19 protein-coding genes and 1 pseudogene are annotated in these 26,572 nt (G+C 57.7%); 4 read left to right on the top strand and 16 right to left on the bottom strand.

Annotated features, from left to right (window positions below; translation table 11 throughout):
• The first annotated feature begins 28 nt into the window (after positions 1-28).
• Both istA and istB read left to right on the top strand, forming a co-directional pair.
• On the top strand, positions 29-1,543 hold the full coding sequence (gene istA / locus CDQ92_RS15200; protein WP_088442166.1) for an IS21 family transposase: 1,515 nt from the start codon (positions 29-31) through the stop codon (positions 1,541-1,543).
• Positions 1,530-2,258: an IS21-like element helper ATPase IstB gene (gene istB, locus CDQ92_RS15195; RefSeq protein WP_088442165.1), complete on the top strand. Its 729-nt coding sequence runs from the start codon at positions 1,530-1,532 to the stop codon at positions 2,256-2,258. The genes istA and istB overlap by 14 nt, the downstream gene beginning before the upstream one ends.
• 69 nt (positions 2,259-2,327) lie before the next feature.
• Here the strand turns inward: istB and CDQ92_RS20920 are convergent, their stop codons facing one another.
• The 3 genes from CDQ92_RS20920 to CDQ92_RS15185 all read right to left on the bottom strand — a co-directional run bounded on the left by CDQ92_RS20920 (position 2,328) and on the right by CDQ92_RS15185 (position 6,807).
• A complete protein-coding gene (locus CDQ92_RS20920; protein WP_144035798.1) occupies positions 2,328-3,161 on the bottom strand; it encodes a hypothetical protein in 834 nt (277 codons plus the stop codon).
• A gap of 5 nt (positions 3,162-3,166) precedes the next feature.
• Positions 3,167-6,535, bottom strand: coding sequence for an HsdM family class I SAM-dependent methyltransferase (locus CDQ92_RS15190; RefSeq protein ID WP_088442164.1), 3,369 nt, complete (start codon positions 6,533-6,535; stop codon positions 3,167-3,169).
• Between the two features lie 71 nt (positions 6,536-6,606).
• Complete coding sequence (locus CDQ92_RS15185; RefSeq protein WP_088442163.1) at positions 6,607-6,807, bottom strand: hypothetical protein; 201 nt, start codon at positions 6,805-6,807, stop codon at positions 6,607-6,609.
• Between the two features lie 189 nt (positions 6,808-6,996).
• Here CDQ92_RS15185 and CDQ92_RS15180 point away from each other — a divergent pair.
• A pseudogene (locus CDQ92_RS15180) lies at positions 6,997-7,214 on the top strand (transposase); the annotation flags it as partial.
• 147 nt (positions 7,215-7,361) lie between these two features.
• Here the strand turns inward: CDQ92_RS15180 and CDQ92_RS15175 are convergent.
• From CDQ92_RS15175 to CDQ92_RS15165, 3 genes are all read right to left on the bottom strand, one after another.
• The gene (locus CDQ92_RS15175; protein WP_144035797.1) at positions 7,362-8,657 is read right to left on the bottom strand and encodes a phosphoribosyltransferase-like protein; all 1,296 of its coding nucleotides are present in this window, start codon (positions 8,655-8,657) and stop codon (positions 7,362-7,364) included.
• Positions 8,658-8,729: 72 nt separating this feature from the next.
• Complete coding sequence (locus CDQ92_RS15170; RefSeq protein ID WP_088442161.1) at positions 8,730-9,623, bottom strand: hypothetical protein; 894 nt, start codon at positions 9,621-9,623, stop codon at positions 8,730-8,732.
• A gap of 424 nt (positions 9,624-10,047) precedes the next feature.
• Positions 10,048-10,689 (bottom strand): hypothetical protein, encoded by a 642-nt coding sequence (locus CDQ92_RS15165; protein WP_088442160.1) that lies wholly within the window; start codon positions 10,687-10,689, stop codon positions 10,048-10,050.
• Positions 10,690-10,960: 271 nt separating this feature from the next.
• On the opposite strand from CDQ92_RS15165, the gene CDQ92_RS15160 reads away from it, so the two are divergent.
• Complete coding sequence (locus CDQ92_RS15160; RefSeq protein ID WP_158213868.1) at positions 10,961-12,625, top strand: recombinase family protein; 1,665 nt, start codon at positions 10,961-10,963, stop codon at positions 12,623-12,625.
• 92 nt (positions 12,626-12,717) lie between these two features.
• Here the strand turns inward: CDQ92_RS15160 and CDQ92_RS15155 are convergent, their stop codons facing one another.
• The 10 genes from CDQ92_RS15155 to CDQ92_RS15110 form a co-directional block, all read right to left on the bottom strand.
• Complete coding sequence (locus CDQ92_RS15155; protein ID WP_229667410.1) at positions 12,718-13,614, bottom strand: relaxase/mobilization nuclease domain-containing protein; 897 nt, start codon at positions 13,612-13,614, stop codon at positions 12,718-12,720.
• A 161-nt stretch (positions 13,615-13,775) separates the two neighbouring features.
• Positions 13,776-14,330, bottom strand: coding sequence for a hypothetical protein (locus CDQ92_RS15150; RefSeq protein ID WP_229667409.1), 555 nt, complete (start codon positions 14,328-14,330; stop codon positions 13,776-13,778).
• A 460-nt stretch (positions 14,331-14,790) separates the two neighbouring features.
• A complete protein-coding gene (locus CDQ92_RS15145; protein ID WP_088442157.1) occupies positions 14,791-15,126 on the bottom strand; it encodes a single-stranded DNA-binding protein in 336 nt (111 codons plus the stop codon).
• A gap of 515 nt (positions 15,127-15,641) precedes the next feature.
• Positions 15,642-15,839, bottom strand: a complete 198-nt coding sequence (locus CDQ92_RS15140) for a DUF1289 domain-containing protein (RefSeq protein WP_088442156.1) — start codon at positions 15,837-15,839, stop codon at positions 15,642-15,644.
• Positions 15,840-16,146: 307 nt separating this feature from the next.
• Complete coding sequence (locus tag CDQ92_RS15135) at positions 16,147-17,700, bottom strand: ParB/RepB/Spo0J family partition protein (RefSeq protein ID WP_088442155.1); 1,554 nt, start codon at positions 17,698-17,700, stop codon at positions 16,147-16,149.
• Positions 17,701-17,714: 14 nt separating this feature from the next.
• On the bottom strand, positions 17,715-18,107 hold the full coding sequence (locus CDQ92_RS15130) for a DUF3768 domain-containing protein (RefSeq protein ID WP_088442154.1): 393 nt from the start codon (positions 18,105-18,107) through the stop codon (positions 17,715-17,717).
• The gene (locus tag CDQ92_RS15125) at positions 18,104-18,316 is read right to left on the bottom strand and encodes a hypothetical protein (RefSeq protein ID WP_088442153.1); all 213 of its coding nucleotides are present in this window, start codon (positions 18,314-18,316) and stop codon (positions 18,104-18,106) included. Before CDQ92_RS15125 ends, CDQ92_RS15130 begins: the two co-directional genes overlap by 4 nt.
• Positions 18,317-18,925: 609 nt before the next feature.
• The gene (locus CDQ92_RS15120) at positions 18,926-19,753 is read right to left on the bottom strand and encodes an IS5 family transposase (RefSeq protein ID WP_088442152.1); all 828 of its coding nucleotides are present in this window, start codon (positions 19,751-19,753) and stop codon (positions 18,926-18,928) included.
• Positions 19,754-19,856: 103 nt separating this feature from the next.
• A complete protein-coding gene (locus tag CDQ92_RS15115) occupies positions 19,857-22,967 on the bottom strand; it encodes a sacsin N-terminal ATP-binding-like domain-containing protein (RefSeq protein WP_088442151.1) in 3,111 nt (1,036 codons plus the stop codon).
• Positions 22,964-26,551, bottom strand: coding sequence for a DEAD/DEAH box helicase (locus CDQ92_RS15110; protein WP_088442150.1), 3,588 nt, complete (start codon positions 26,549-26,551; stop codon positions 22,964-22,966). Before CDQ92_RS15110 ends, CDQ92_RS15115 begins: the two co-directional genes overlap by 4 nt.
• Positions 26,552-26,572 lie beyond the last annotated feature (21 nt).

Below are 26,572 nucleotides of genomic sequence, written 5' to 3'. Positions count from 1 at the left end.
GCCTGGATAATCAGGCGGCGAGATCGGGATGTTGGTTTTGGAGACGGTGGTTCGGATTCGGCGCGAGTATGCCGGTGGCAAGGCGATCAAGGCGATCGCGCGGGATTTGCGTGTGTCGCGGAAGGTGATCCGCAAAGCGATCCGGGCGCCGGAAGGCGCATTCGACTATCAGCGCAAGGTTCAGCCGCTGCCGCGGATCGGGCCGTTCCAGGCTCGGCTCGATACGTTGCTGGAAGAGAACGAGGTGCGCGGCAGGCGTGAGCGGCTGCGGATGACGCGGATCCATGACCTGCTGGTGCGCGAAGGTTTTGAGGGCTCCTACGATGCTGTGCGCCGATACACGGCGCGCTGGAAGGCCGACCGACGCAAGGATGCCGGCGATGGTGTTACCGCCTTCATCCCGCTGACGTTCAAGCCGGGCGAGGCCTATCAGTTCGACTGGAGCCATGAGGACGTGGAGATCGCCGGCAAGCCGATGCGCGTGAAGGTTGCGCATATGCGGCTGTGTGCATCGCGGGCGGTCTATGTCCGGGCGTATCCACGCGAGAGCCAGGAGATGCTGTTCGACGCGCATGCGCGCGGCTTTGCCTTCTTCGGCGGCGTGCCGGGCCGCGGCATCTACGACAATATGAAGACGGCGGTGACGAGCGTGTTCGCCGGCAAGGAGCGGGTCTTCAACCGGCGCTTCTTGATCATGACCGACCATTATATGATCGAGCCGACCGCCTGCTCGCCGGCGGCGGGATGGGAGAAGGGCCAGGTCGAGAACCAGGTGCAGACGATCCGGGGCCGCTTCTTCCAACCCCGGTTGCGGTTCGCCAGTCTCGACGAGCTCAATGGCTGGCTGGAGGCCGAGTGCCAGCGCTGGGCGGAACGACAGGCACACCCGGAACAGGGCGAGCTGACCGTGGCGCAGGCGCTGGAGATCGAGCGATCCGCGCTGCAGCCGATGCTTGGACCGTTCGACGGCTTCAACGAGAGCGAGCATGCGGTGACTGGCACCTGCCTGATCAGCTTCGATCGCAACCGCTACTCGGTTCTCTCGACGCTGGCGCGGCGGACGGTGCAGGTCCGGGCCTACGCCGACCGCATTGTCGTGCGCTGCGGCGAGGAGGTTGTCGCCGAGCATCCCCGCTACTTCGGGCGCAACCGCACGATCTATGACCCTTGGCATTATCTGCCGGTGCTGGCCCGCAAGCCCGGAGCGCTGCGGAACGGTGCGCCCTTCCAGGACTGGGATCTGCCGCCGGCGCTGGCGCGCCTGCGCCGCAAGCTTGGCAATGGCGACGATGCCGACCGCCGGTTCGTGCGTGTGCTGTCGGCCGTGCTGAGCGATGGCCTGGAGCCGGTCGAAGCGGCCGTGCGCGAGGCGTTGGTGACCGGCACGGCGAGCGACGACCTGATCCTCAACATCCTGGCGCGGCGGCGCGAACCGCCGCGACCGCTCACCATCATCACCTCCGAGGACAGCGCCTTGCGCCATCCGCCGATCGCCGACTGCGCCCGTTACGACCAGCTGAGGACCTTCGATGCAGCGGCATGACATGATCGAGGCGATGCGCGGGCTTGGGCTCAAGGGCATGGCGGGCGCGTTCGACGATGCGGTCACCACCGGCCTTCAGCGCCAGCGCACCACGATGGAGATACTGACCGACCTTCTGCGCGCGGAAGCAACACATCGCCATGCTGCCTCGATCCGATACCGGATGGCGGCCGCCAGGCTGACGGTCGTGAAGGATATCGATGCGTTCCGGTTCGAGGGCACACCGATCAATGAAGGCCTGGTGCGTTCGCTTCACAGCGGCGCGTTCCTGCCCGCTCGGCGCAACATCGTCCTGGTCGGCGGCACGGGCACCGGCAAAACCCACCTTGCCATCGCCATCGCCGCCAATGTCGTTCGCTCGGGTGCGCGAGGCCGCTACTTCAACACCGTCGATCTGGTGACCCGCCTCGAAGAGGAGGCCAGAATCGGCAAGAGCGGCGCTCTCGCCGCCCAGCTATCCCGCCTCGACCTGGTCGTGCTCGACGAACTGGGATATCTGCCGTTCGCCCGCTCAGGCGGCCAACTGCTGTTCCATCTGGTCAGCAAGCTCTACGAGCAGACCAGCGTTATCATCACCACCAACCTCGCGTTCGGGGAGTGGCCAACCGTGTTCGGCGATCCCCAGATGACCACCGCGCTCCTCGATCGCGTCACTCATCATTGCGATATCGTCGAGACCGGCAATGACAGCTGGCGCTTCAAAAACCGCAGCTGATCGCCCCCGCTGACTTCCGAATAAGAGATGCTTTGCGCTGCGCGCGCCTCCGGTCGGGCTCCGCCCTCCCTACGCCGCGCGCAGCGCAACGGCGCGTGTCCGATCAACCTTGCGCCATCGTGTAAGGGGGTCCCTTTTGCGCGCCGATAGGGGGTCCCGTTTGCACGCCGATTGACAAACTAGCATCCGGAGATCGACCCAGATGTGATGAAGCTGAAACGGCGATAGAGCATTTAAGCGTGACAAGTGATGCGACGCGAGGTGCAGGACGGAAGAGCCTAGAATCGGTGCCGGCTGGGGAAGCGTCGCCAATCCTGCAGAATTAAGCTGACGGTCAATCTCGGTCCAAATCGTCTCGACATCCATAGACTGAACGTAGCCGATCATGCTCCCGCCGACGTCATCTTTGCCGTAAAGATGCGAACTTTCCACATATCGGCGCACCCCATGCCCAACATAATTCGCGTTGAAGATCCATCCGCCGATTGCTTGCCCCAGCCTCTTACACTCAACTACATAGGTTCGTGTAGCACGATCGGAGTCTTCGGCTTCGTCGTCTTGAAAACTCCATTGGAAATCAGGCCGTTTATTTTCGCGGGGGGTCCTTTCAGCATCGTCTGGACTCGGTTGATTGTTTGCCTCTGAAGTGGGAACCAAATTCCAAGTGTGTTCGCGGCTTAGAGCCGGACGGGGTGAGAGCGAGAGCAAAGATTTGTGACGCTCGGTGGCAATCCGTCGCATCCGGAAAAATAGCTCACGGTTAAGGTCATTCTCACAAGAAGTGCCGAAGCCATTTTCCCCCGCATCGGCGGCGAGCCGTTCAAGGCCTGCTCGAATGATATCGTCAACCTTGTCGACAAATGACGACCATAAATTGGTCGAGAGCGCATCAAGCCCGGCCATTTGAGTCAATTTTTGCGACGCGAGGCGAGCTGTACGAACAGCGAGTCGGCGTCCTCCCTGGCAGCGCTGGCAGTCCAGAGACGGCGTGCATTTTCCCTTAAGACAATGAAGCTGTCCGCCGTGGCTGCTCTTACAGTGCGCTTTACGAGAAATGCTGGCGAGACCGGCTGCGCGATAGCATCTGCGCAACGCCCAAGGATGGTCTGCCAATCTTCTGGCGGATTGTTTAATTCCGGACCGCCAGAGCCATCCAGTGTAAAAATGACTGCGATCAGGTCTCGGCTGGGTGACATTCCGACCTGCCAATTGAGATTGGAGTCGTCAGGTAGATATGCAGTCCAAGCATCCAGAAAGGCACAGAGATAGCGTAACAGGGTGCCTCGGCAAGGAGCCTCAGGAAGATCAGCTCGACTTCCGCGCGTGAATTCTGGCAATTGCAGACGAGAAGTTGCGTGGGCTTCTGCGCCTTTCCAGTAAAGCTCGTGACTCTCTGCCCAGAAATCTTCCACAAGATCTCGTTCGGCCTTAGAAACCTCGAACAGGTCGAAGATTGCAGCGTCTAACTTTGCAAGCTTCTGCTCGTGTTCATCATTGTATTTCGCGGGCTCGTCGAACATCGACTGAGACTGGCGTTGTTGGACTGGCTTTTCCCGCAAGTAGTTTACCGCTTTGACGATACGATTTGCCGCGTCATCGTGATCTGACTTGGACATGCCCCATGACGGTTTGAGTCTTAGAGGAGTACGCAGAACGTCGCGCGACGTCACTTGGTCATGCCATCCGCCCCAGTTGCCTGCGGTCATGAAAAGCAGATAACGGCCCAGCGATGACCATAGAACGCCGAGCATGAGGATTGCCTCGTGCTGTGAAAGATGGGCGGTCGGAATGCAGTAAATTCCATGGCGAAAGGAGAAGCCTTTGGTCTCTAGCCTGGCGATCGGTCCGAGAGGCTCCCTTACGCCACGCGTGATAACTAAACGCTGACCATCATAGATACGTTGATCCGGATCTCGTTTAATTCCCTTGGGGGGAGGAAGAAACCAAGTTTCTTGCAAGGGCCCGAATGGCTGAACCTTTTTGTTATCAAGTTCGCGCAGCACCGCCAGCATACCGGATGGCGCAGTGCTACCGCGCTGCCAGCCATAGCGTGGCTGCGGATCAGCATTCACAACGGTATCGCCGAAGGTGAGCTCGAGGCCAAGCCGAGACACCAGTGCCGCATCATGATGCCCACCCCACCAAAATACTTTCCAGAGATAATCTGCCTCTGCCAGATCTCCCTGCGTCACAACGCGTCGGTCTAGCGGGACAGCGGCGATAGATCGCAACCGCTCGACACTACTGACGCGCCGCGCATTCCAAAACACTACACGGTCATCTGAAGAAGATTGCCGTTTCTCGGCCAGCAAAAACGCGAACGGCGCGACAGCCTTTGCGAAGAAGACCCGCCGCACATGAGCCATGTTCACAACTTGCTTGAGCGTCGCGTTTGTCAGCAGGTAACGACGAAATTCGCGACTTGTCTCCCGGTCATTCCAGAATATCTTCATACCAATCAGCATGCCGAGGGTCCCGCCCTCTCGGAGCATGGTGAGAGCTCGATGAATGAAGAGCTGTGAATAAGAGCCTTCGCCCGCCGGCATTTTGAATGCTGCGGCCCAAACGCGGGGAGTGGATTTCTCCGACGGCGCCTCTTGCCAAGGCGGATTGCCCACAATTACGTCAAAGCTACCGAGAGGTAAATCCAAAACCCCAGCATTGTCGAGTAGGCTGACGTCGTAAGAGCGACCTTTGTAAGCCTTCTTTGCGGCTACACGCCTCGACAGGAAATCTTGCTCGGCACGGGTGAGCGCGAACGCGTCAGAAACGAGGAGAATTCCAAAGTGTTTCTGATCGCGCTGCCCGTTGTGCAGAAGATACGGAAGCGCTCCCCCCGAGGCGATATCGGGCGGCTCTTGTTGGTCGAGCAACGCTAGATACAGACTGAATGCCGCGACGCGGGCCGCTTCAGCGTTGATCTCAACGCCGAAGATGCGAAGTCGCAAAACTTCGCGTAGTTCGTCAGGCGTAAGCTTTCGCTTACGGCCGTGTGCTTCATAGCGGACGATCCGCCGGAACGCCTCGACAAGGAAGATCCCCGATCCGCAAGCCGGATCTAAGACCTTCGGGCGATCTGCTAGACAGGCAGGTGTAAGCGTTCGGCGAAGCGCGTCGTGGACGAGATTTGCTGGCGTGTAATGAGTGCCTGCGCCGTGCTTCAACTCTCCTTTTACTGAGAAGCCGTGCTCCGACCCGCCGTCATTGCTTTCGGATTCCGACACGTCGATCACAAAATTGGCATCACCCGGTTCATTCCCGGCTTTATCGTTTTTCCGCTTACTAAGCGCATCATGGTAGAACTGCTCGTAAATGCTGCTGATCAGCGCGAGAGGAACCACTTCAAAATCATAGGCCCAGAAAAATAGCGGCTGTTGGCCGGCTTGTATTTCGCCAAGAAGAAAAGACCGCAAAAGTGTGAGCGCGGACGCCGAAAACCTCTTCTCTCGCGCTTCGCCCAGCGCGAATAGGTCGCCGTTGAAGTCGGTGGCTAGACTCTCGAACAGCGCATGCGTGAAGTCGGCATTGCCAAGTACTCTGTCATATAGGCGTTGCTTTCCCGGCGCACCGAGCACAGGGATGGCACCCTCATTATTGAGAGCATCTTGCCAAACCTGATCTCCGCCAGCGACCCTCTCAAAGTATGCTCGGGTCAAAACGCCCCGATCTTCTAGGTAGCGGATGAGGATGGATCGGCCAATGAGGGCATGGGCCTCAGCCATAGACAAACCGGTCGCTTCAAGTTGCGAACGCACATGCCTCAGATCTTCGATTAGCCTTCGATCAGCTCGGGCGGGTGCGGAGTCGCCGACTTCCATTAGCCCCTGCAGATCAGGACCATATTCGTCGATTTCTTGCGTGAGCTCCAGCACATCCGCGGCAGTCGACAGCACTCGCCACGGATCACTTGGAGGACCTCCCCGTGACGGTGGAAGGCTGAGAGCGTAGATACGAATTTCATGGGGGAGGGCGACAAAAAGACAGCGCGGCTCCGACATACACCACGCGCGTCGATACAGTTCACCAAGTGCAGCTTCATCTGGCGCTTTGCGGGCGTCAGTGAAAACCGCAACGGGGTCACCCCTTACAAAAAGAACTTTTTCAGCCCCAAGGCGCTCCGCCAGACCTAGCCAGTCACCGAGGTCTGTCCATCGTTCGACCGACCCAACTTTTTCATCCAGCGCACCAGGTTCTGAAACCGCGTCCAGAAGATCTTTCGAGCGGTCAGAGAAGGTGACGTAAATCTGATCTAGAAGCTCGCGCCCTTGGTTATCCACGGCGAGCTCCGAATAGGCTGCGGGGATCTCGGCAGTAGTTGAGATTCCCGTCCTCAGTCTGGAACGAATTCTTAGCAGTCTGCATCACGTCCGGCCTCAAGCACGAGCGGCAACGTGAGCTGCTTTGCCTCCATCGCGTCGAGCAGGCGAACGAGAGCATATTCTACGATATAGCTTTTTGAAAGCTCCGGCTTGTGTGTTTCAGCAATTTTCTCAATTGCTTGATTGGTTGCCGGATCAAGGCTGACCGAGAATCTAACCTTCGACGACATACTTAACCCCCCATGGTGTGCACCACTATGCACCACATCGGTGCCGAAGGGAATCCCTGACTGCGCGTGGATTTCTGCGTTCGCTGGCGGCGTACGACGAACCAATTCGAGGGAGATTACAGGGGATCTGACCTGCTGCCGGTTTGGTGGACACCGAGATAGGGTGTTTCCACCTATCGGAGGTCCACAATGCAAAGAAGGAAGTTCAGCCGCGAGTTCAAGCTTGAGGCGGTGAGGATGGTCCGCGACCGCGGGGTGACGATCGCCCAGGCGTCGCGCGATCTGGATGTGCATGCGAACGTGCTGCGTAAATGGGTCCGGGAGCTTGCCGCCGATCCGGGTCATCCTTTCCCGGTCACGGTCAGATGAAGCCGGAGCAGATGGAGATCGATCGCCTGCGGCGCGAGTCTCGCGGCCAACTACGGCTTAGATTGGGCGCATAGCTGACGCCCTGTTCCGATTAGCGCGAGACGGCAGTTTGTGTCCCTTCAGAAGCGAAAAGCGATGACGCTACAAATGTTCAATTTTGGACCGGATGGTTGTGCAATCCAAACCTATGACTCCGAGGACGGTGCCGCGAAGAGCAGTTTTGTGTCGGAAATTCGTCGTGCATCGACAAACAAGGGTCGCCAGTTCACCACCTTCTCACCAATACTAACTTGACCATCCAGCCACAGCGCCGGAAGACAAACCTTTGGAACGCTTCGTGCAAAAAGCGTCGTGCTTGCGAACCCGCTACCGCCCAAGGCAAAGCGGTCTAATTCCGCAGTGCTGGGGACGATGCCATTTTTCTTGCCAAGCCAAGCGGCGACTAACTGCGATCCAATCTCTCGGCACAGGTCTCGTTCCGCAGGACTCCAATCCTGAAACGGATCGAACGCGTGGGGTATAGTGTATTTGTGCAATGCTTCAAAATAGGCTTGCAATGACATTTCTCGGCCTAGAAGCAGTTCTTCTGGCAGGCCGTCGCGAAGAAATTTCATGAACTCCGATGCCGAGGCATCGATATGCACCTGGTCGGCCAAACCCAACTTGCTGATTGCATGACGCAGAACATGCAAGCCGAAATCGCTGACAATTCCAAACTTCAAAATCACCCGAGCGTTGGGAGGGGCCTTTTGCAAAGCCTTCAAGCGACGAACACCCTCAGTTCCCGTCCAGAGCCCATCTTCGTAGAGTACAAACTGATCGACATCGATCGAGGGGAACTTTAGTGTAGCCTCGGCCTTGTTCCATACCACAGGATGGACGGTCCCTTTCGGATGAGTGTGCGAAAGGCAGGCCTTTATGTCCAGCCAACTCCCGCCAATGTCGTCGTCCTCGACATAGCAGTTGGCCTGTCCCAAACCGATGATGTCGGTCGGTCGCAGTGCGAACGGCATACACTGCATTTCCATAGGCCGAACAACGCGCAACTGGGCTGCAAGCTTTCGACCGACACTTTGCTGACCGAATTTCCCAAACTGTTCAACCCAAGCCTCGATTGAAAGCTTATTGCCTTCGAATGCCGACGCCTGCTTAACGGCATTTACCCGCCAATGATGCCCATCCGCTTCCCACTGCATCTTGAGAATCTTGCGAATGTTCTTTTCTGACTGAACCTGAAAGTCGGTTGCTGCGAAGCCCTGTGTCTTCCACCAGCGCTGAAGTTTGTCGATGCTGCACTTCGTATCGCGATGGAGGATCAGCTTGTGCGGTTTGTCGGCCTGGATCGTTGAAAGGCTCTCGATCAAGTCATTTGCTACAGCATTGCCAATGTCGGTGGAGTAACCGGTAGCCACGGAATCTGTCAGTACGCGAACCGTAGAGCGGTATGGCTTTGCAAGCGAGTCGCGGACATACGTCGTCATTTCCGCTTCCTTGGCGGCAGGGACGACCAATATGAGGAGGCCTTGCGACACGGTATGGTTCCCGGGCTAAATTTACGCCTTGAGGGAATCGATGATCATGCCGAGCGGCACGCGCAGCGACCTGAGTTCCTCATAACCCATCACGTCAACGGCTGCATGTGCCAGGCTGCGCACCGCATGAAGCGATGAGCTTTGGCCGACTGAGCCGGACTTTTGCGCGATATTTTTAGGCAGGGAGCTTTCCGCATTCGCCTTGGCTTCGCGCTGCTTTTCATTGGCAGCGCGCAGAGCGGCTTTAGCCTGCGCGAACAGATTGTCCCGAGTTGCAGGATCGAGGTTCAATGCCTCAATTCGCTCTGCGAACAACGCAGACAAATGGTCCCGCCGAAAGACACCCCACTTCCGTGTCGCATCCGGCGCACGCTCCTTCATCACCGCCATCCACTCGGTGAAGCTCGCACCTTCGCGCAAATTTTCGTTCATGGCAGCGGCATCATGTGCCGGAAGGCTCTCAACGAACTTCGCCCGGATCTCGTCGTGCTCTTGAGACGAGACTTTTTGGATTTCGACTTCACCTTTGTCGTTCGACGCGGGGGTAGCGCGCGACGTCAGCTTCTGATTTTCGACTTCTACGATCAGATGCAGGGGTGACGAAGGGCTAACGAAATTCTTCCAAAGCGCCGCCAATTCGATGTCACGATGCGGTTCGCCGCGCCCAACAATGTGATAGAGAATATCACCGCCTTGATTGCCAATGCGCTTGACCGTATCTGCCAGATGGGTTTCGGCAAATTTTGTCAAAGCACCGGGGCCGACGCGAATTCCTACAACTTCGCGAAAATCCAATTGCGGTGCGACCGTTTGCATCAAGTAGAATAGCTGCCCACCTGTGATCGTCGGGCTGTGCCAATTCTGCACTGCAGCCGTGATCGCCGTTAGGCGGTCTGAAATTTCAAATTTTGACATGGCTTCTAGCTCCATTTTTTGGACTACGCACCGCCCAGATTATTTGGTGGGCGGTGCGATTGATCCATGAAAAACAAGTCGATATCTAACCGACTTGGAGCTAGACAGTATGGGTCTCAATCCATACCGCGTCAGGATTCCGAAGACACTCCGATCCGACTATTGGCAACGCTGTGTCCAAAGAAGCTTCAGTTCGCCAAAAAGAATACCTGATTTTGATGTTTGACCACCCAGGTAAAGAGGTGATCATAGTCGAAATAGGCGATCTAAGCTCCTGCCAACGGGAAAAATATAGGCACTTGGTCGCTGGAATGCAACCCCCATCTCCGCGTCTCGCTGTCCCACCATCAGCGCATTGAGCCACGCAAATATCATGCTGCCAACTGCTCCTGCCACCGGTCGAACTCCCCCGGCAAGATCGCAATCAGTTGTCCATACCCATGCGCTCTACGTCGAATGTCAAGTCGATTTGGCGAAGAACCAGGGCGAGGCGGCGGACGCTACCCCTGCCGTTGTCTGAAACACCTTTACGCGGCCGACCAGTCAGCCTGCTGGCATAGAGACGGTTGGCTTCGGCGATGAGCGGCTGGCTTCGCAGAGCGGACTGCCTGCCGCCAAGCTGTTCGAGAATCTCACCGTGTCGCCGCAGCGGATAGGGTTGATCCTGGGGCGGCAGAAGCAAGAATTTGGCATTATCACCATGATCGCGGACAAGCTGCCACGGTGAGCGGACAAGGTGGCGGTAATAGTGCCGGTAGTCCGTGCTGAGAACATAGCGGTAGGACTTATCCGGCTTTCTGCCACCTGCGAGCGGCGGGCAAATCGGGTCAAACCAATAGAGTGCGAGCCATGTCCACAGGCTGCGATCTGCGGACAATTTGACGGGACCGAGCGGCTCCAGAAGTTGGACCAGATACGCGCCGAGTTCCTGCCGGTCGCGAAGCCGGACAGTCGCAACGGCGCGCAACGGCTCATCCGGCTTGACCGGCAGCCGCGTTACGGAGATGCGGTCACGGGGGATGCGCTTGCGTCCCGTCGAGTTGATCCGCTTCCTGATCGCACTCATGTCGCCCTCGCTTCGACAAGAAGGTCCCGGTTGGCATCGAAGCCGCTCGCGGTGATCCGGAAATCAGCAGATTGCAGCGTGACAATCGCAATGTTGGGCTTTGCAAATTCCGCCTCGGCATTTTCCTGTTCGAGGCCGATGTTTTTCTGGCGAATAACCCCTCTATTTTCAGTTTCTTAGGTTTCCTTTCACGGCGTCCATATATCTCGTAGCGATGGGGAACGCAGCCGCTGAATTGGCGGCAGCGCGCGGACAGAAACAAGGAAATCGCGTGAGAAAAATCATCAAAGCCGACACCGATCCGGTGCGGGCGGCACAGTATATCAGAATGTCGACAGAGCATCAGCGCTACTCTCCGGACAACCAGCAGACAGCTATAGCGGCATATGCGTCGCTTCGGGGATTCGAAGTTGTCGAAACCTATCTCGATTCTGGCAAAAGCGGCCTCACGCTCAGTGGTCGGCCCGCCTTGAAACGCCTGTTGAGCGACGTGCTATCTGGAGCGATGCCTTACAAAGCGATCCTGGTCCTAGACGTAAGCAGATGGGGACGCTTCCAAGATACCGACCAATCTGCACACTACGAATATATGTGCCGCGAGGCGGGCGTACCCGTGCATTACTGCAATGAGCCGTTCGAGAATGAAGGCGGCACGATGGCGTCGATCGTGAAACACATGAAGCGCGTCATGGCCGCCGAATATAGTCGCGAGCTATCGACGAAAGTCTCACGTGCCCAACGTCAGCAGGCCCGATTGGGGTTCAAGCAAGGCGGGATGAACCCCTTTGCCACCCGCAGGCAGGTTGTCGATGAGCATGGCAACCAGCGTTTGATCTTGGCACTAGGGCAACGAAAGGCACTTACCACGGATAGGGTCGTTCTTGCCTGGGGTCCCGCTGAGGAAATCGCTGCCGTCCGGCGAATTTTTCGGATGTTCGTTGACGATCAGATGAGCCTTGCCGAGATCGCGCGGTGGCTCAACACACAAGGCCACAGGCAAGTGCATGGTGCCGAATGGCGGGCCCCCGCAGTTCGTTACGTGCTCAGAAACGAACTTTACATAGGAACGTACATATTCGGCCGGAAATATAGCAATGTCGGCGCCCCTCATCCCGCGCCTGTGCAGGACTGGGCGCAGGTCGATGTTCTGAAACCCATCATATCGAAAAAGCTATTTTCTGATGCCGCTGTCAGGCTCGCGAAGCTCGCGCCTAACTCCTATACCAACGAGGAACTGCTGGAGGGGCTAAGGCAACTATTGGCCGAAAAAGGCACCCTCTCAACCTTTCTCATAAAAAATTCGCCGTTTTTGCCATATCCTTGCACCTACGTGCGACGATTTGGGAGCATGTCGGCAGCCTATCTTTTGATTGGCTTTGATGAGCCGACTCACAACGACCGCAACAGTCTGCGCTTCCAATGGACTGAAGAAATGCTTCTCGACGTAATTCGGCGTATCTATCTTGAGAAGGGGTATGTGGACGGCGGCTCAATCTCCGCTGATCCCACCTCCCCAAGCCGATCTTTATTCTCATACCGATTTGGCGGATTGCTCAATGCGATGATCATCGCGGGCTTGCCCGTCGGCCCGCTTTCCCCACAGCAGGAGGCTGCTCTATCCAGGCAGCGCGAGCAATACGAGCATAGGAAGAAAATTCGACTCATTCCCATAATGCGCACCGCGCAAGGAAGCCGGATCCGAGATGAGGAACTGGACGCGGCACTGAGGCGCCTGTTGATCAAGCACGGCTATTTGTCGATGTGGCTGATCGATTCGGATCCGACCGTTCCTTCGAGCTCGTTTTTCCGGAATCGCCTCGGCGGATTGAAAGGAGCGTATGCTCGCATCGGCTACTTTTCCTCGCAAAGCGATCTATTGAAAGAAGCCCAACGGAGGGCGCGGTTCGGACCGTCGCTCAGTGCCGAACCTGGCTAGTTCGTAACGTCCTGCCGCGTCTTTTGGCCCCCAATAGTCCGCTTGGTCCAATGCCCCCTCTCTTCCCCCTCAAGGCGAAACAAAGCCGTAGCTTAGCGCCCTCGATCGTGCGGTGAGGGCATAGCAATTGGCGGATCATGTTTAGCGCGTGTTGCCGACAGGGCCTGGGCATGACGCGCGGCAATGATTTCGGGCGTGGCGTGTACGTCGGGTTGCTTGTCGAGGAATCTCCGAACGTCCCTCGCGAGCGCCCGATCATCCGGTTGCCCACTCGCATCCAGCGCGGCGGCCGCCTGGTGGTAGGCTTGGCGTATCGCCTGCCAGCGGGTTTTGCCTTTGGCGATAAAGGATGGAAGACTGGCCTGACCGCGCGCAACGGCGATGGCCTGCTCGTTAGTTCGCCTGTCAGCGTTGGTCATCACGCCGCTTGCCCCGCTCGCCAGACGGGCGCGAAGTTTGACCAGCCTAATGCTCGATCCGGAAACTCCCCTGCCACGCGCCCGCCTCGGCGTGGCTTCCGCCGCGACACCGCGCTCGCGCAGTTCGCGGGCGAACCGCTCGCGAAAGCGGTGAAGCTGAACCGGTCTGGGATTGAACCGGTTGCGGTCCAACCCTTCGGCCTGCACCGTCAGATGGACATGGGGCCGCGGCGTGTCGGTATGCAGCGCCAGGACATAATCGTGATTGTCGCTGAGTTCGGCATGAGCCAGCGCGCGAACGGCTCCCACCACCTTGTCGGGGTCGGTGCCTTCAGGCATCGAGAAGATCAGCGACACCGACGACACCGTTGGCCGCGACCGCCATTCGAGCGTATCGCTCCATTCGGCCGCACGCTCGGCGATGTCGTCCTTGCTGGTCAGGATCTCACCATCGCGGGTTTCGATGTCGACCGCCCCCTTCCGCCCGATATAGTCGAGATGGGATTTGACATGGCTGCCGCCCCGCTGGCGACCCGTGACCTTGACCACCACCTCGGGCGCGCCGCGCACGATCCGCGCCAGCTTGGCGCGTGCCGTCTTCGGATTGGCGACACCGTAGCTTGCGTAAAGCGGCACGCCGGGCTGAGCGCCCGGATCATGGATATAGCGCACACGATACGGCGGACGGCTCGCTTCCCACAAAGCTGATTCCAAGCTTGGTCTCATCGCCATCAGTCGGCCACCGTCCAATAGCTCGCATCGCCGCGCATGGCATCGCCGACGGCTGCGACCTGCTCGGAAATCTCCATCCGCATATCGGCGATCCGTCGCAGCTCGGGTTCGATCTTCCTGTCGCCGGTTTCGAGCATGGCTGCATTGGCGGCCTTCATCGCCTGATTGAGATTGCGACCGATGCGGAGCAACTGCATTCTGATCGGTGCGAGTTCAGCAAGCAGGCCGTCATCGACCCGTGATTTCAGGGCAAGGTGGCGGCGCACCAATGCCTTGATCCAGCCGGCGCGATCGGTCGAACGCTGTGATGCGCGGTGCGCGATCACGGCAATTTCGACCTCAGTAAACCGCAGCGAGATCCGGTTGCGCGCCGCGCCCTCCGGGCGGTCGATATGGGGTCGGGCGCTATTCTCTTGCAGCGTCCGTTCGATCATCTGACGCACCAGAGCGCTCCGACCGCCACGACCGACCGCGAAGCTATCGAACGCCGTAAGCGCCTGCGCATCGACGCGGACGCTTAGCATCGCAGTGGTTGGCCCAGAATTTGTCGCCATCAATCATGCCCGGTGAAGCAAAGCTGAAATCATAGGGCAATGTAAGACAACACGCGCCGCTAGGCATATCCTGCAATCAAGACAATAACCGACAAATTCCCAAACTAACGAAGGCAGAATCGCCCAATCATCGCTCCGATGCTCGGCATCTCGACACGAGCGATAGCGCCCATAGCAATCAGCCTGCGCCCATTCCTCCAGTCGCGTCGCTGGCCATGTGAAGAAGCCGACAGCGTATGGGCCTTCCCCGGATACTACTGCCAGGGCGAGCCGCATTGGCCGCACTAACCCGACAGAGCGACCAACCGACCGCCCCATTCCTGCCGACATCAACGCGCAAAAAAAAACGGCGGCGCGCGACACCAACCCCGTTGGTGCCGCGCGCCGCCTCGGCCTGCCTTATCGGCAGCATCGGACACAGTGAAGAAGCGGGGCGGCTTGTCGCCGCCCCGCTGGGTGGTCAGTCCGGCTTTTCGTCATCGGCAGGGCCGCCGTCCTTCTTGGCGAGGATGGCGATGCCGTCGGCGATCAGATCGACGCCGTAGTGGGTGCTGCCGCCTGCCTCATATTGGTTCTGGCGGACGCGACCGGTGATGTGAACGAGGTCGCCCTTGCTGGCGGTCAGACGCTTGGCGAGCTTGTCAAACAGCGTAACGCTGTTCCAGTGCACGTCGGTTTTCCAGTCGTCGCCGTCCTTGCGGTTGTAGTTCGAGGCCACCGAAAGATAAGTGACCTTCTCCTTGACCTCGACCTTGCCGATGCGGCCGATGATCCGAAATTCTGCGATGTTCTGCATGGGTCTTACTCCGTCTTGGATTGCAGGGTGATTTCCTGACGGTCTTCAAGGGGGCCGCGAAGGAGCCGCGATCCAGCCAAAAAACGGAGGCTCCGTCCCATGCAATGGGGTGGAAACCGTAGGACGCCTCGCCCGCCTTGGCGGGCATCTGGGCGTCCGCTTTTTTGCTTGATCGTATTAGGCGACGCGCGCAGCCACGAAACCGGCAAACAAGGAAATCGTCCTGCCAAACCCGGACAAGAGAAGCTGCCGATCCTTCGCTCGATCAGTTCTGGCTGTATCGACACCGAGGTCTGCAATGTCACAGCCGGTGCGAGCTCACCCGCCACCGACGCACCACCAGTCCGCGCTCATCCGAACAGTCTCGCCATCCTCCAGCGCGCACGCGCTGCGCGCTAAGCCGCGACCTTCAACGCAGCCCGGCGATCCGTCACGACCACGGCAGCGGTGTCATCGACAGCGGCGATTGCTTTCGGCGGGGTATAATCCAGACGACGACGGCGGTGACATTACGTTCACAGCACTACCGGCTGACCAGCGGCTTGCCGCGCCATCCGCTCCGGCAACAAGGCCAGTATCGCGCACTGCCGTTCGGCAGTCGCGCCGCCCCATTCGCCGATCTCGGCTATGGTGCGACCGCAGCCGGTGCAAAATTCTGCGCGCGCATCGAGCGCGCAGACCGCAACACAGGGCGATTGAGGACGGTCGATCATGCCCTTCCCCTAGTCGCGAAGCGGCTCGCTCGCTATCCTTCGCGCGCAATCGGCACGGCAGCTATAAGCTGCCGTGCCGATTTGAGGCCGGCCGGAACATCCGGCCTTTGCCCGTCCAGCAGGGACGGGCCGCGCGAACTCCTGCACAGGCAAATTCGGTAACAAGACAATGAGGGCGGGCCACTTGGTCCGCCCTCTCGATCATCAAGCCGCGTCTTCTTCCTCGAATTCGGGCGCTTCGCCTTCCTCATCGCCATCAACTTCATCGTCGAACACGGGGCGCTCCTGCGCTACCTCGACGGGCGGCTCAACGATCACAAGCGCGGGCGGCAGCCATCCACGCCCTGCCATCCGCTCGGCGGCCGCATCGGCAAGGTCGCTCTTCTTCATCTTGGCGCAACTGTCGGCGGCGGCCTTGCCCAGCACATCGGCCATAATCTTGGCGATCACAGGCCTTTTGAGCCGGTCGTAAAAGGCGACAGGCGCTTGCCACTTGATCGGGCTTGATCGCTGGCGCATCGCCATTGCCGCCTTTGGCAATCCGCTTGGTGCGGATGGCCTTGGCCTCGATCTCGCCGCTATTGCCGACGAACAGCACCATGGCGCTGTCGGTCTTCTGCGCGTCAGTGAACACACATAGTCGGTTTTCAAGGGTGCGGGCTTCGCGCTCCAGTCCATTGAACACTCGGTCGCCCCACTGGTTGCCCTTGCCAAGTTCGGCAAGCCGCGCCTCTGCGGCTTCCTGAATTCGGGCGCGCTCGGCCTGTTCGGCTTCGGTCGGCTCGCGCTTCCCCTCGGCGTGGACAGTGACAAGATTGTAATAGTCGTCCGGTCGTTCGAGCGATGCCCGAACATCTCTCCAGCCTTCGCCGCGATAGCCCAATTCGACCTCGGCCATCTTGGCGGTTGCCAGTGCCTCGACCAGTTCAGGCGCGTCGGCATACCCATCGCCATTCTCGGCAAACAGGTCGGCGGTGATCGTCCCGCCCGCTGCGGCATAGGCATCATGCCCGACGAACAGGTACAGGCCATGGCTGGTGCCGATCTTCTCCTCGGTCAGCATCCGCCGGATTTGATTGGCGCTGTTGCCGAACCGCTTCAACGCGTCAAGCTGACGGTCGTGATCGTCGGTCAGGGTCAATGCCTGTGCCGCCTCCATGCCGATCTGATCGCGCGCCAGACAGGCAAGCGCATCGGGGTGCAATGCCGACAGCCGCAACACCTTCTTGACGTAGGACAGCGCCACGCCGAACCGCGCGGCAATATCCTCGGGCGATTTTCCCTCGGTGCGAAGATCGCCATAAGCGATCACCGCATCGGCAACGTGCATATCCTCGCGGCTCACATTTTCGGCCAGCGACAGTTCGACTGCCTCGGCCTTGTCGCGCACGTCCACACTGACCGGATGGCTGGCAGAAATCGCCTTGGCCTTCTCAAGCTGCTTGAACGCGCGATAGCGTCGGCCTCCGGCGGCAACCTCGAAGCGGTTCCCTTCGGCGTAAACGACAAGGTTCTGCAATTGACCATGCGCCAGCATATCGGCGGCAAGCTGGTCGATAGCCTTGGGCTTCACGCGCCGCACGTTGAGTGGCGACAAACGAAGCTGCGAAAGTTTGACGGTCTGTAGGGTCATCGGGAACACTCCTGAAAATGGTTGGAAACGGGGAAGTAAGGACATCTCAAGTTGGTCGCGCATCGGGTTCCAAAACCCGATGTCGAGCGGGCGCTGTTCACGGCGGGGCTGCATCGGTTGAGCGGCAAGCCAGCCAAGCCGTTCGCCCATGCTGACGGGCGCGATGCCCGCCATCATGATCTGATCGGGGTCGGGCGGGGTGACGCTCGCAAGGTCTTTGGGTTTCATGGAACTGCCTCCGTTCAATATTCATCGGACAGCATGATGGTCAGAACGCGCCTCGTGATCGCTGGGTTCGCCGCGTCGTCGCTGGCGAACTCCATCTGGCGGTCGTAATAATCGAGTTTCCAGAACACCCGTTCGCGCTCATCCTCTCGCAGTCGTGGGCGCTCGGTCGCCCAGCGCCCATCGGCAAGCTGGTAGATCGTTCCGAAATCGCGTTCGCCGTGGGGGTCGTTGTCCTCGTCGAAAGCGTCGAACGTCTCGATCAACTCGCGGACGCAGGACTGATCGGCGTCGGGCAGCGAACGAAAACCGACCGTTGCAACGGCGGTGCAGGCAACTCCCATCGCGCGCCGTGCCAAGTCGTTCAAACGGGCGATGCGTTCGCGCTGGCTGGTGAGGCTGGCGTTCATTGGACCCGCCCCCGTGACTGATCGGAGCTCCGCGCTCCGCGCCCTTCGCAAATCAGGACCAACGCCCCGAAATCCTGGCGCTCGCCGAGCCGGTCAGCGATCTTGCGAACGCAATCCAGCGGCAAGCCGTTCTCGTTGGCGATCTCGCGCAAATAATCGTCGCGGCACTCCGCGCCGCAAGCACGATAGTTCAAGAGCAAATCGGTCATCTGAAACCTTCCTTCCTCGGCAGGATGCCGCACTGTCTGCGACATGCGGCTCTGCCTTCCGGCGAGGATGGGAGGGGGAGGGAAAGCTGAATCGTTGCCCTGGCGCGGGCCAGCGGGCGCGCAGCGACCGCCACTCGGGGGCGGCTATTCTGCTTTGGGAACGAGAGGGCAAAGCCCTTGGCGTTCCCGCACCATCAAATGAGCGGAGGCGATCAGCCTCTCTCAGCCGGAGCGCGGCACAGGCAACGGCCCCCTTGCACGGCGCGACGCCGGCGGGCGACGTGACGGCAAGAAGAGCGAAGACAAGGAGGTTGGCCCAACGGCGCAGCGCCGCCAGTCGAAGCGAACGCGCGTCCGTCGCTCGCACGGCAAGGAGAGAGGCAAGAGTGCCAGCGGCTCGGCTCAAAGACTCCGCACCCTCAAGGAGCGCAGCGGGAAAGAGTGCGGCCTTAGAAAATCCCGCTCATTTTCTCGCGCTCCCGATCTCCATCCGAAGGGCCAAGACTACAGGCTTGGTGCGCGCAGCGCATAGAGCGGGTTGCCGATAGGCAGCGCTACAACACAGAAGCGTCTGCATTAGAGTCTGATTCAAAACTATCTCGTGTAATTTCATGCTCTTGCGATACGGCGTGTGAAGAGCTGGATTGATGCGATGAACAGCCAGGCGGTTGCTGAGGCGATGGTTTGTTCGAAGTCCTTGGCGAGACGTCGGTTGCGGCTGAGCCATGCAAAGGTTCGTTCCACCACCCAGCGGCGCGGCAGCACCTCGAAGCCTTTGGCGGTGTCGGACCGCTTGATGATTTCGATGGTCCATTTGCTCTTTCCGATCTTGCGCAGTGCCTCCCGGAGCTTGTCACCGGCATACCCACCATCGGCGAAGACGTGCCGCAGCCACGGGAAGCGGCGGATTATTTCGGCGAGGACGAACGGTGCACCGTCGCGATCCTGGATGTCGGCGGTGTGGATCACAGCATGAACCAGGTTGCCGTCTGTGTCGGTCAGGATGTGGCGCTTGCGCCCCTTGATTTTCTTGCCCGCATCGTAGCCCCGAGGCCCGCCGCTCTCGGTGGTTTTGACACTCTGGCTGTCGATCACTCCTGCACTGGGCGACGCTTCGTGCCCTGCCGCTTCCCGGCCGATCAGAAGCAGAGCATGATTGAGCGAAAGCCACAGACCATTGTCGCGCCACAGGTAGAACCAGCGCCGTACCGTCGAGACCGGAGGAAAGCAGGGCGGCAACATCCGCCAAGGCAGCCCCCCGCGCAGCAGATACAGGATCGCCTCGACGATGCGCCGCAGCGGCCACTTCCGCGGACGCCCAACCAGTGAAGGCTGCGGAAGAAACGGCTCCAGCACGGCCCATTCCGCGTCAGTCAAATCGCTTGGCAAAGTCAGCTGTGCACGGGCATACTGCGCCCGAGTGGTGTCGGTCCACATCGTCGAACTCCGGAAGTTTGTTGCAAAACCCCGTGAATCAGCGACTTGGGATGGCGTCAAGCTAACCCGCTGACACCACTCAACTTAATTTCGGATCAGGCTCTTAGGACTCCATGATGGCCTTCAAATCTGCCATGTGTGTCCCAGTGAAATAGATCGTAGCGTCACTACCGGCCAAAATTATTTCGAGATTTCCATCGTCGCAAGCCAGAAACGTTTCGTGGATTACGTCGCCTGATCCGAGCGCATATTGAAACATCGCAGCGTGGTTAGGACAGAGCGCTAGATAGTTTTGAAAATGCCGTTTTTCAGCGTCGTCGAAAAACTCAACTTTCTCGACATAATGCCGCCCGTCTGGAAGCCGAAACGGCAGCGGCTTGCTGCAAATTTGGCAGATCATTTCACCGTCGGGATTCGTATATTGCTGCCGCAGATATTGCTCAGCTTCCTGCTTCACCGCCCCAATTCCGACCGAAACAGATCGTGTCCGATGTTCACTGACCTTTCCCGGCGCATCGGCTGCCTGAGCGCTCACCTTAAGGGCGCGCCGCTCTGGATTCTTTGGTTCATTTTTTGGCAGTTGGAAATTTTTTCGATGCACCCATTCTGCATGGTAACGATTCAACTCATCAGCCGGAATTTCAGCGGCCTTGCGGGCAGTTTCCGCATCGTTAAAGCCCAACGCTTTCGCGGCTTCGTTCTGCGATTTTTCCCGATCCGCGACGGCGGCGGCCTGTGCCTCTGCGGCAGCACTCTGCGCCTCAATATTTCTGCCAAATTGGATAGCCTTTAGCCATGGCCATCCAGCATCGAAGGTAAATCCTTCTGGAAGCAGCTCTGATCGAGCCTGCGCGGGCTTTACGAATTCAGCCTCGCCTTGTGGCACCCATGCGTGGTTTCGAAGCTGATGGACAAGAACCGAATCGGCAAACCGCGCACCGTTGCTTTCGTTCATCCGATACGTCGCGCGGAGCGGGTTTTTATGAGTGGCCCAGTCATATCCGTAATCGGTTTCTGGCAATAAGCGCATAGTATCCCAGACAAGCTTAGAAAGTTTTACTGATTTTCTTTCTGTTAGTTGTTTGAAGTGTCGGATACCATAATCGCGGTTAATCCCGGTGGCAGTGTAGCGCTCGCCGGGAACGTCGCGTAAATAGTCCCATTTTGGATTATTTGAGCACTGCTGCGTTGTAATATTTATCCGAGTCAGACTGCCAAGCTTTTCGGCAAATCGCGTAACCTTCAGGGTGTCGATAGGCATCGACGCATAGGCGTCGGCCAACGCAAATATTTTGTTCGAAGTGCCAAGGATATTGATATATTCGCTGATACCAGTTTCAAGGTATGGGGCATCAAGGAAGATACTTGCTGGTTGGTGCCATCTATCGTCTTTGCCAAGAAAGAGATGATGTGACGCTAACAGCGAAGCGGACGCAGGTTCCTCATCCAAAAGCTTCATAAATCGGCGCAAATGCGTCGCGTATTCGCGCTGGTTTAATGTCCGACTATCACTCGTATAACCGTCTTTGAGGATGGCTTCTACGAACTGCCACTCGCCAACGCTGGTTACGCCAAGATCTTCAAGAAATTTTCGGGCGCTTTCCTGCTGGGTTTTGCCCTTACCCGCCGTGTAAACTGCGTCATCGACCCAAAGCACCGCAGAAGATTTCAGGCCGCTGTCGCTAGGAAAGTGACATTTCGGCCCCACGCCGTAGCGTCCTTCGGCAAGCCGCACTATTCGGCACCGCTTCAGCCGCCAGATTGCGCTTTGTGTGTCGGCCTCCTTGGCCAGAAGAGCATAGAATTGCTGGTGCCACTCGCCGTTCTTACTAGCCAGCCATTGCATAAAATCGGCGTTCACACCGCGCCAGCTGCCTTCCGTAGTGTTTTCCTCGATGCAACTGACAAATTCGTCGATGTCCCAATCAGTGATTGCGAGACCATTCATGAATTTTTCGACATTGGTTCCCTGCAAGGCCCGGCTCGCGGCCCATTGTGGCGGATCGTCGTCGTAGTCGATCAGGAACTCAATATCGTCGTGTGAGAGCAAATCTTTGAGCGCGGATTTGGCCTGAACCAAAGTTCGAGCAGGGGCGTGCCCCTTTGCGTGCGTCGGCGTTAATGGCTCGTCGTTCATCGCCTCGCAAATGGCCGCACGGATTGGAACGTATCCGGCACCCAACGAGTCTTGGGGGTTGGGCAAGACGCCCAGAAAATCATTCGAGAGCAACCCCAAATCCCTGATCGTATGAAGCGAAGAAGCGGTCAGAATCGCTAGCTGTTCGAACAGAGGCTTGTTGGCCGGGGTCTCTTTGATGCTCGCGCGACTTAGCTCCGGGACGAAGGGGGCGTGCAGATGGAATCGCAGACCTGATGTCTCTTTGCCCGCGGGGAAAAAGACGGCGACTTGGCCTGGAACGGAAACGATTTTGAGCTGGGCCGATAGTGGCTTTTCGTGTGTGAAATTTTGGAAGTTCGGCAGTAAGTCGAGAGCAAAAGCTATTGCGACACGTTGCTTCTCCAAACCTGCCACCGGCTGACTGAATTTGAGATAGTGAGCGCTCGTCGTCGTGCGGCCATCAACTTGCTTCATGACCTCGATGTGCGAATCGGTATGAGCAACTCGGAGAATTTCGCCGGACAGCTCGTCCTTCAATTCCCATTTGATCGATTCTATATTCGGCAAGAAAAGCAGCGTTGTTTCTGCAAGCTCGCTAAGGCCAGTCTTGATCTCCTGATGAGCATCAGCCGACGTCTTTTTGGGGTTGTCGAATGGGAACTCAAAGCGTGTCTGATCGCGTAAGCCAGGCGCGTGTTCTAGCTCAAAAGGAAGAACCAATCGGCAGATTTTGAATGAGAATGTCGGCGACCAGATGTGTGGAGTTTCCGAATAGGCAAACACGGCTTTGAATCCAACGCCGAAGCGACCGATTTTGTCATCATCGTGCGCCTTGGTGCCTTCGCCAATATCTGTGATCGCATAAATATCCTGTGGGCGAAACGGCTCGCCATTATGCTCGAATATCAACTTATCGGGCGTGAGGATAAACTTGACTTCGGTAGCGTCACGATCCTCAGCGTTCTGCAAAAGTTCGTATATGAAGTGGGCGCTGTCCGGGTAAAGATCTTCAACGATCTTACGAATTCCGCTATGTTTCTCAAGTACGCGAGCCAAATCCTCGCGTTCCGCGCGGACATCATTGATGACGCTCATGCCGACGCCTTCACGATCCGCAGCAAGCCAAAGACAATGGGGGACGCACGGACATCACCGCCGCTAGTGGCTTGCTCAAGTTCAACGATGCGGCGATCAAAGTCCGCGTTTGCTCGCGCCAGCTCACCTTGGCGCATGACACGAATTTTGTCGTTCGTAGCGCGTCCAATTTGATCTTCGATGACAGTTGAGCGGGCGCGGTGGCTGACCGTGAGGCTTTGAACCCTATGCTCAACTAACTGACGGTTTCCGTCGATGTGATTTGCCTGCGCTTCCACCCATTTTGCATGATGGCGTAATTCCAGACCCTCAAAAATATCGGGGCCAGGCAAAGCCAAATCGACATGATTGGCCAGCGCCAGAACCTCCAACAATGAACTTTCTAGCGCCATGTCGGTGGCGATAGCGACAAGCGCCTCATCTGGTCGGACTCCGTGCTTCGTCCAACGATATAGCGCAAAGGGATGATCCCCCACGGGTAAATCGGCGCTGTGGAGTTCCAAGGTGCAGAACTGGGGCTCATCAACATCAAGAAAGCGCGCCGCCTGACGCACAAGGGGATGGATGACCGAAATGTGGACTGTTTTGGGATTTTCTGACGCAGCTTCCTGATCGAACGTGACAGCCAAGGTCGGTTGCCCACCTTTAAGCCACTTTTCCCATTCCCGTGAGATCGGATCAACCAAACGATCTAACCGACCAAGATCGGTCAAGAGGGCGGCTCGTGATTCTTGGCTTAACCTAAGTGTCTTGAGCGGCCCTGCGCCAAGGAGGTGCTCGCTCTCGCTTTCCAGCCTTCCAGAAAGATAGGCTTCAACGGCGGCAGCTATCGCGGAAGGAGAAAGCCAAAATGTCTCCGCAGCCTCAACGTCGTCCCGCCAAGATGGTTTTGGAACGTCCAAGCCAAAAAGCTCAGATTGCTTGTTTTCCAAGTCCTCCTCTTCCCGGAGCTGGCGAATGGCGTTGTCCGACAGTTGCCTTAGCCGGTTTCGTTTTTCATCTTCGTTCAAACTGAAACTTTCGGCAATGTCGTGAATTTCTCGGGTGATGGTCCCCAATATCTCTTCGTTGCCGCCAACCGCGTGCTGGAAAACACCAATTCTCCAGAGGCAGCGCTGATAAATGTCGCCGTCAACCGTTCCCGGCGTGACAAGGTTCATGATCGCCACCGTCTCACTACGCTGGCCGTATCGATCAATTCGACCGATACGTTGCTCAATGCGCATCGGATTCCAGGGCAGATCATAATTTATCAGAAGGTCGCAAAACTGGAAATCGAGTCCCTCGCAACCGACTTCAGAAGATAACAACACGTCGATTGCCTCGGGGTCGTCCTTCGCGAGTGCAAAGCGCCGCCTCAAATTCGCCCGTTCTTCATCGGGAATACCACCATGAACCACACCGAACCGCAGGCCGGTTTCGGCGGTATGTGCCGCGAGGTAGGAAAGCGTATGCCTGAACGTGGTGAAGACGAGAGACTTATTGTTTTCCAAACACCCCTTGTCCGCGAGAATTTTCTTGAATGCCTCAATCTTGCGATCCTCGGGATTCAAATTTTGGGAAAGGGCTAAGAGTTCATCAATTTCGCGACGCACGGACTGCACAAACCCTAGATCAACGTCACTGTCGCTGTCTGCCGCTTCCATCATTTCGAGCTGATCCAGCTTGCCAGCCAGAATATCGGCGAGCAGTGGCGCTAACCCGTAAAGGCAACTGGCGGCTTGGCGACGTATCGTCGTCATCATGAATTTTACATTCTGCTGACCGTGGCATTTTGCGAGAATTCGGCCGATCAAATCCAAAAGCTTGTCGTGCAGCTCGCGCTGCTCTGACGTAAACTCGACCAATACGGTCCCAGGTTTCCGGGTTGTGAAATCGCCGATGTCGCGGCGACGGGTTCTATTTATGAGCGGGCTAAACGTATAGAGTTCTTCCAGCTCCCTAATCAGCGGAATCCGGTCGGCATCCTCAAGCCCTTGCTGCCCTAGTCGATCATATACAGCTTGAAAATTGGGGGACTCCCGAAGGAAAAGCCGCCCCCATTCAGTTGCCGCCGCGTCGTTCAAGGCATCGACTGCACTCTGTTGCCAACCGTCCTCGACTGACCGGCAATGCTGAATAGCGGCGTTGATCGGTCGGTTAGGCTCGGCCATTTGTTCGAAGCTGGCGTGATCGATAACGAGATCAGGACGCAAAACATTTAGAAGCGTGAATAGGTCATCGCTACCAAGCTGAACGGGCGTAGCCGTCAGCAGCACGACCGCCTGTGCATTGTCGCAAAAATATCGGACGCCTTGGTGCAAGAACGTCTCGCTATTACGGATGTGGTGCGCCTCATCGACGATTACGAGATCGAATCTTGGGGGTGGGTCGAGCTCCAGTAGGCCGCGAACCTTTCGTCGGCCACGCCCTCCAGGTGTGCCAAAAAGCATATCGGAATCGAATAGCGAAAAAGGCAAAATTGCTTTGGAGTGCTGCTCAGGCCACTCGCCATCCAAGTCCATTTCTTGAATGCAATGACGGAGCATAGCACCATCAAGGGCATTAAAATGCTCATCGAAGCGCTTCATTTCGTTGAGCCATTTTCGCTCAGCGACCAAGGCTTTCGGGCAAATCACGAGAACGGACTTGATGTCCATTCGCGCGCGTAACTCCTTGATTATGAGGCCCGCTTCAATCGTTTTGCCAACGCCCACTTCATCAGCCACCAACAGGCGCGGTCGGTCAGCTCGTATGAGCTTTAGAACGGGCCGGTATTGGTAAGGGACAAATTGCACCCTGCCCGAGCGCAAAGAGTAGAGATTGGCTGTCGAACCCGACAGGATTTGAAATGCAGTCAGCCTTGCCCGCAATTGCGCCGCATTGAGCGGCGTAGGTCGCTCGGTGTCAGATTGTTCGGATTGGAGTTGGCTTTCATAAAAGACAGACTTCATGCCATTTTGGAAAACCCGATAGCGGGTTTCCGCACCCCCGAGCATCACCTCTATGACAGGCAACAAGAGAGAGGGAGCCGATCGCAATGCGACCAGATCGCCAACCTTGAACAACGATTGGGCGGCTGCACCTTTTACCTGCACGGCCTCTTCAGGCACCCGATTGATTGAGGCAGGGGTCAGAGCCTCGTGTGGCTGACCATTCGAGGATGGGGGTGGGCTCATTGCCGCCATCGCCATGTTTTTGGCCGCGGCCACCGCTAAGCGTGTCTCCGCACTCCCATCTATGGCTTCCAGAAGGCGGCCGAGCGTATCAGCGTCTCGATACGATTCACTAGGAGGGAGATCGGTTGACGACAGGTGCGCCCACTTGTTCCTGACAGTTTGCAATTCCTTCAGCCACGAACGGGCTTCACGCGGCAGGCTAAGCGTCGAGCTGATCTCGAACCAATTCTGATCCAGAATACGCAATAAAGCGGCAAAGTCGAATTGATCTAACTGCTTAAACCCTCGCTCGAGGGCAGTGCGCTGTTGCTGAAAACTAAGCCGATCGATTACCAGCTTGTTCCACCAGTCAGGCGACAGTTTGGGAAGTTGGTTGGATAGGAAGCGCGAAACATCCCTTGTCGCTGCCCGAAGTAACTCGTTCATTCAGCCCCCTCAGCAATTTTT

The organism is Sphingopyxis bauzanensis, assembly GCF_002205675.1.
Classification (GTDB): Bacteria; Pseudomonadota; Alphaproteobacteria; order Sphingomonadales; family Sphingomonadaceae; genus Sphingopyxis; species Sphingopyxis bauzanensis.
Note: the sequence above shows the minus strand (reverse complement) of the source record. Positions and strands in the feature narration are given on the sequence as shown.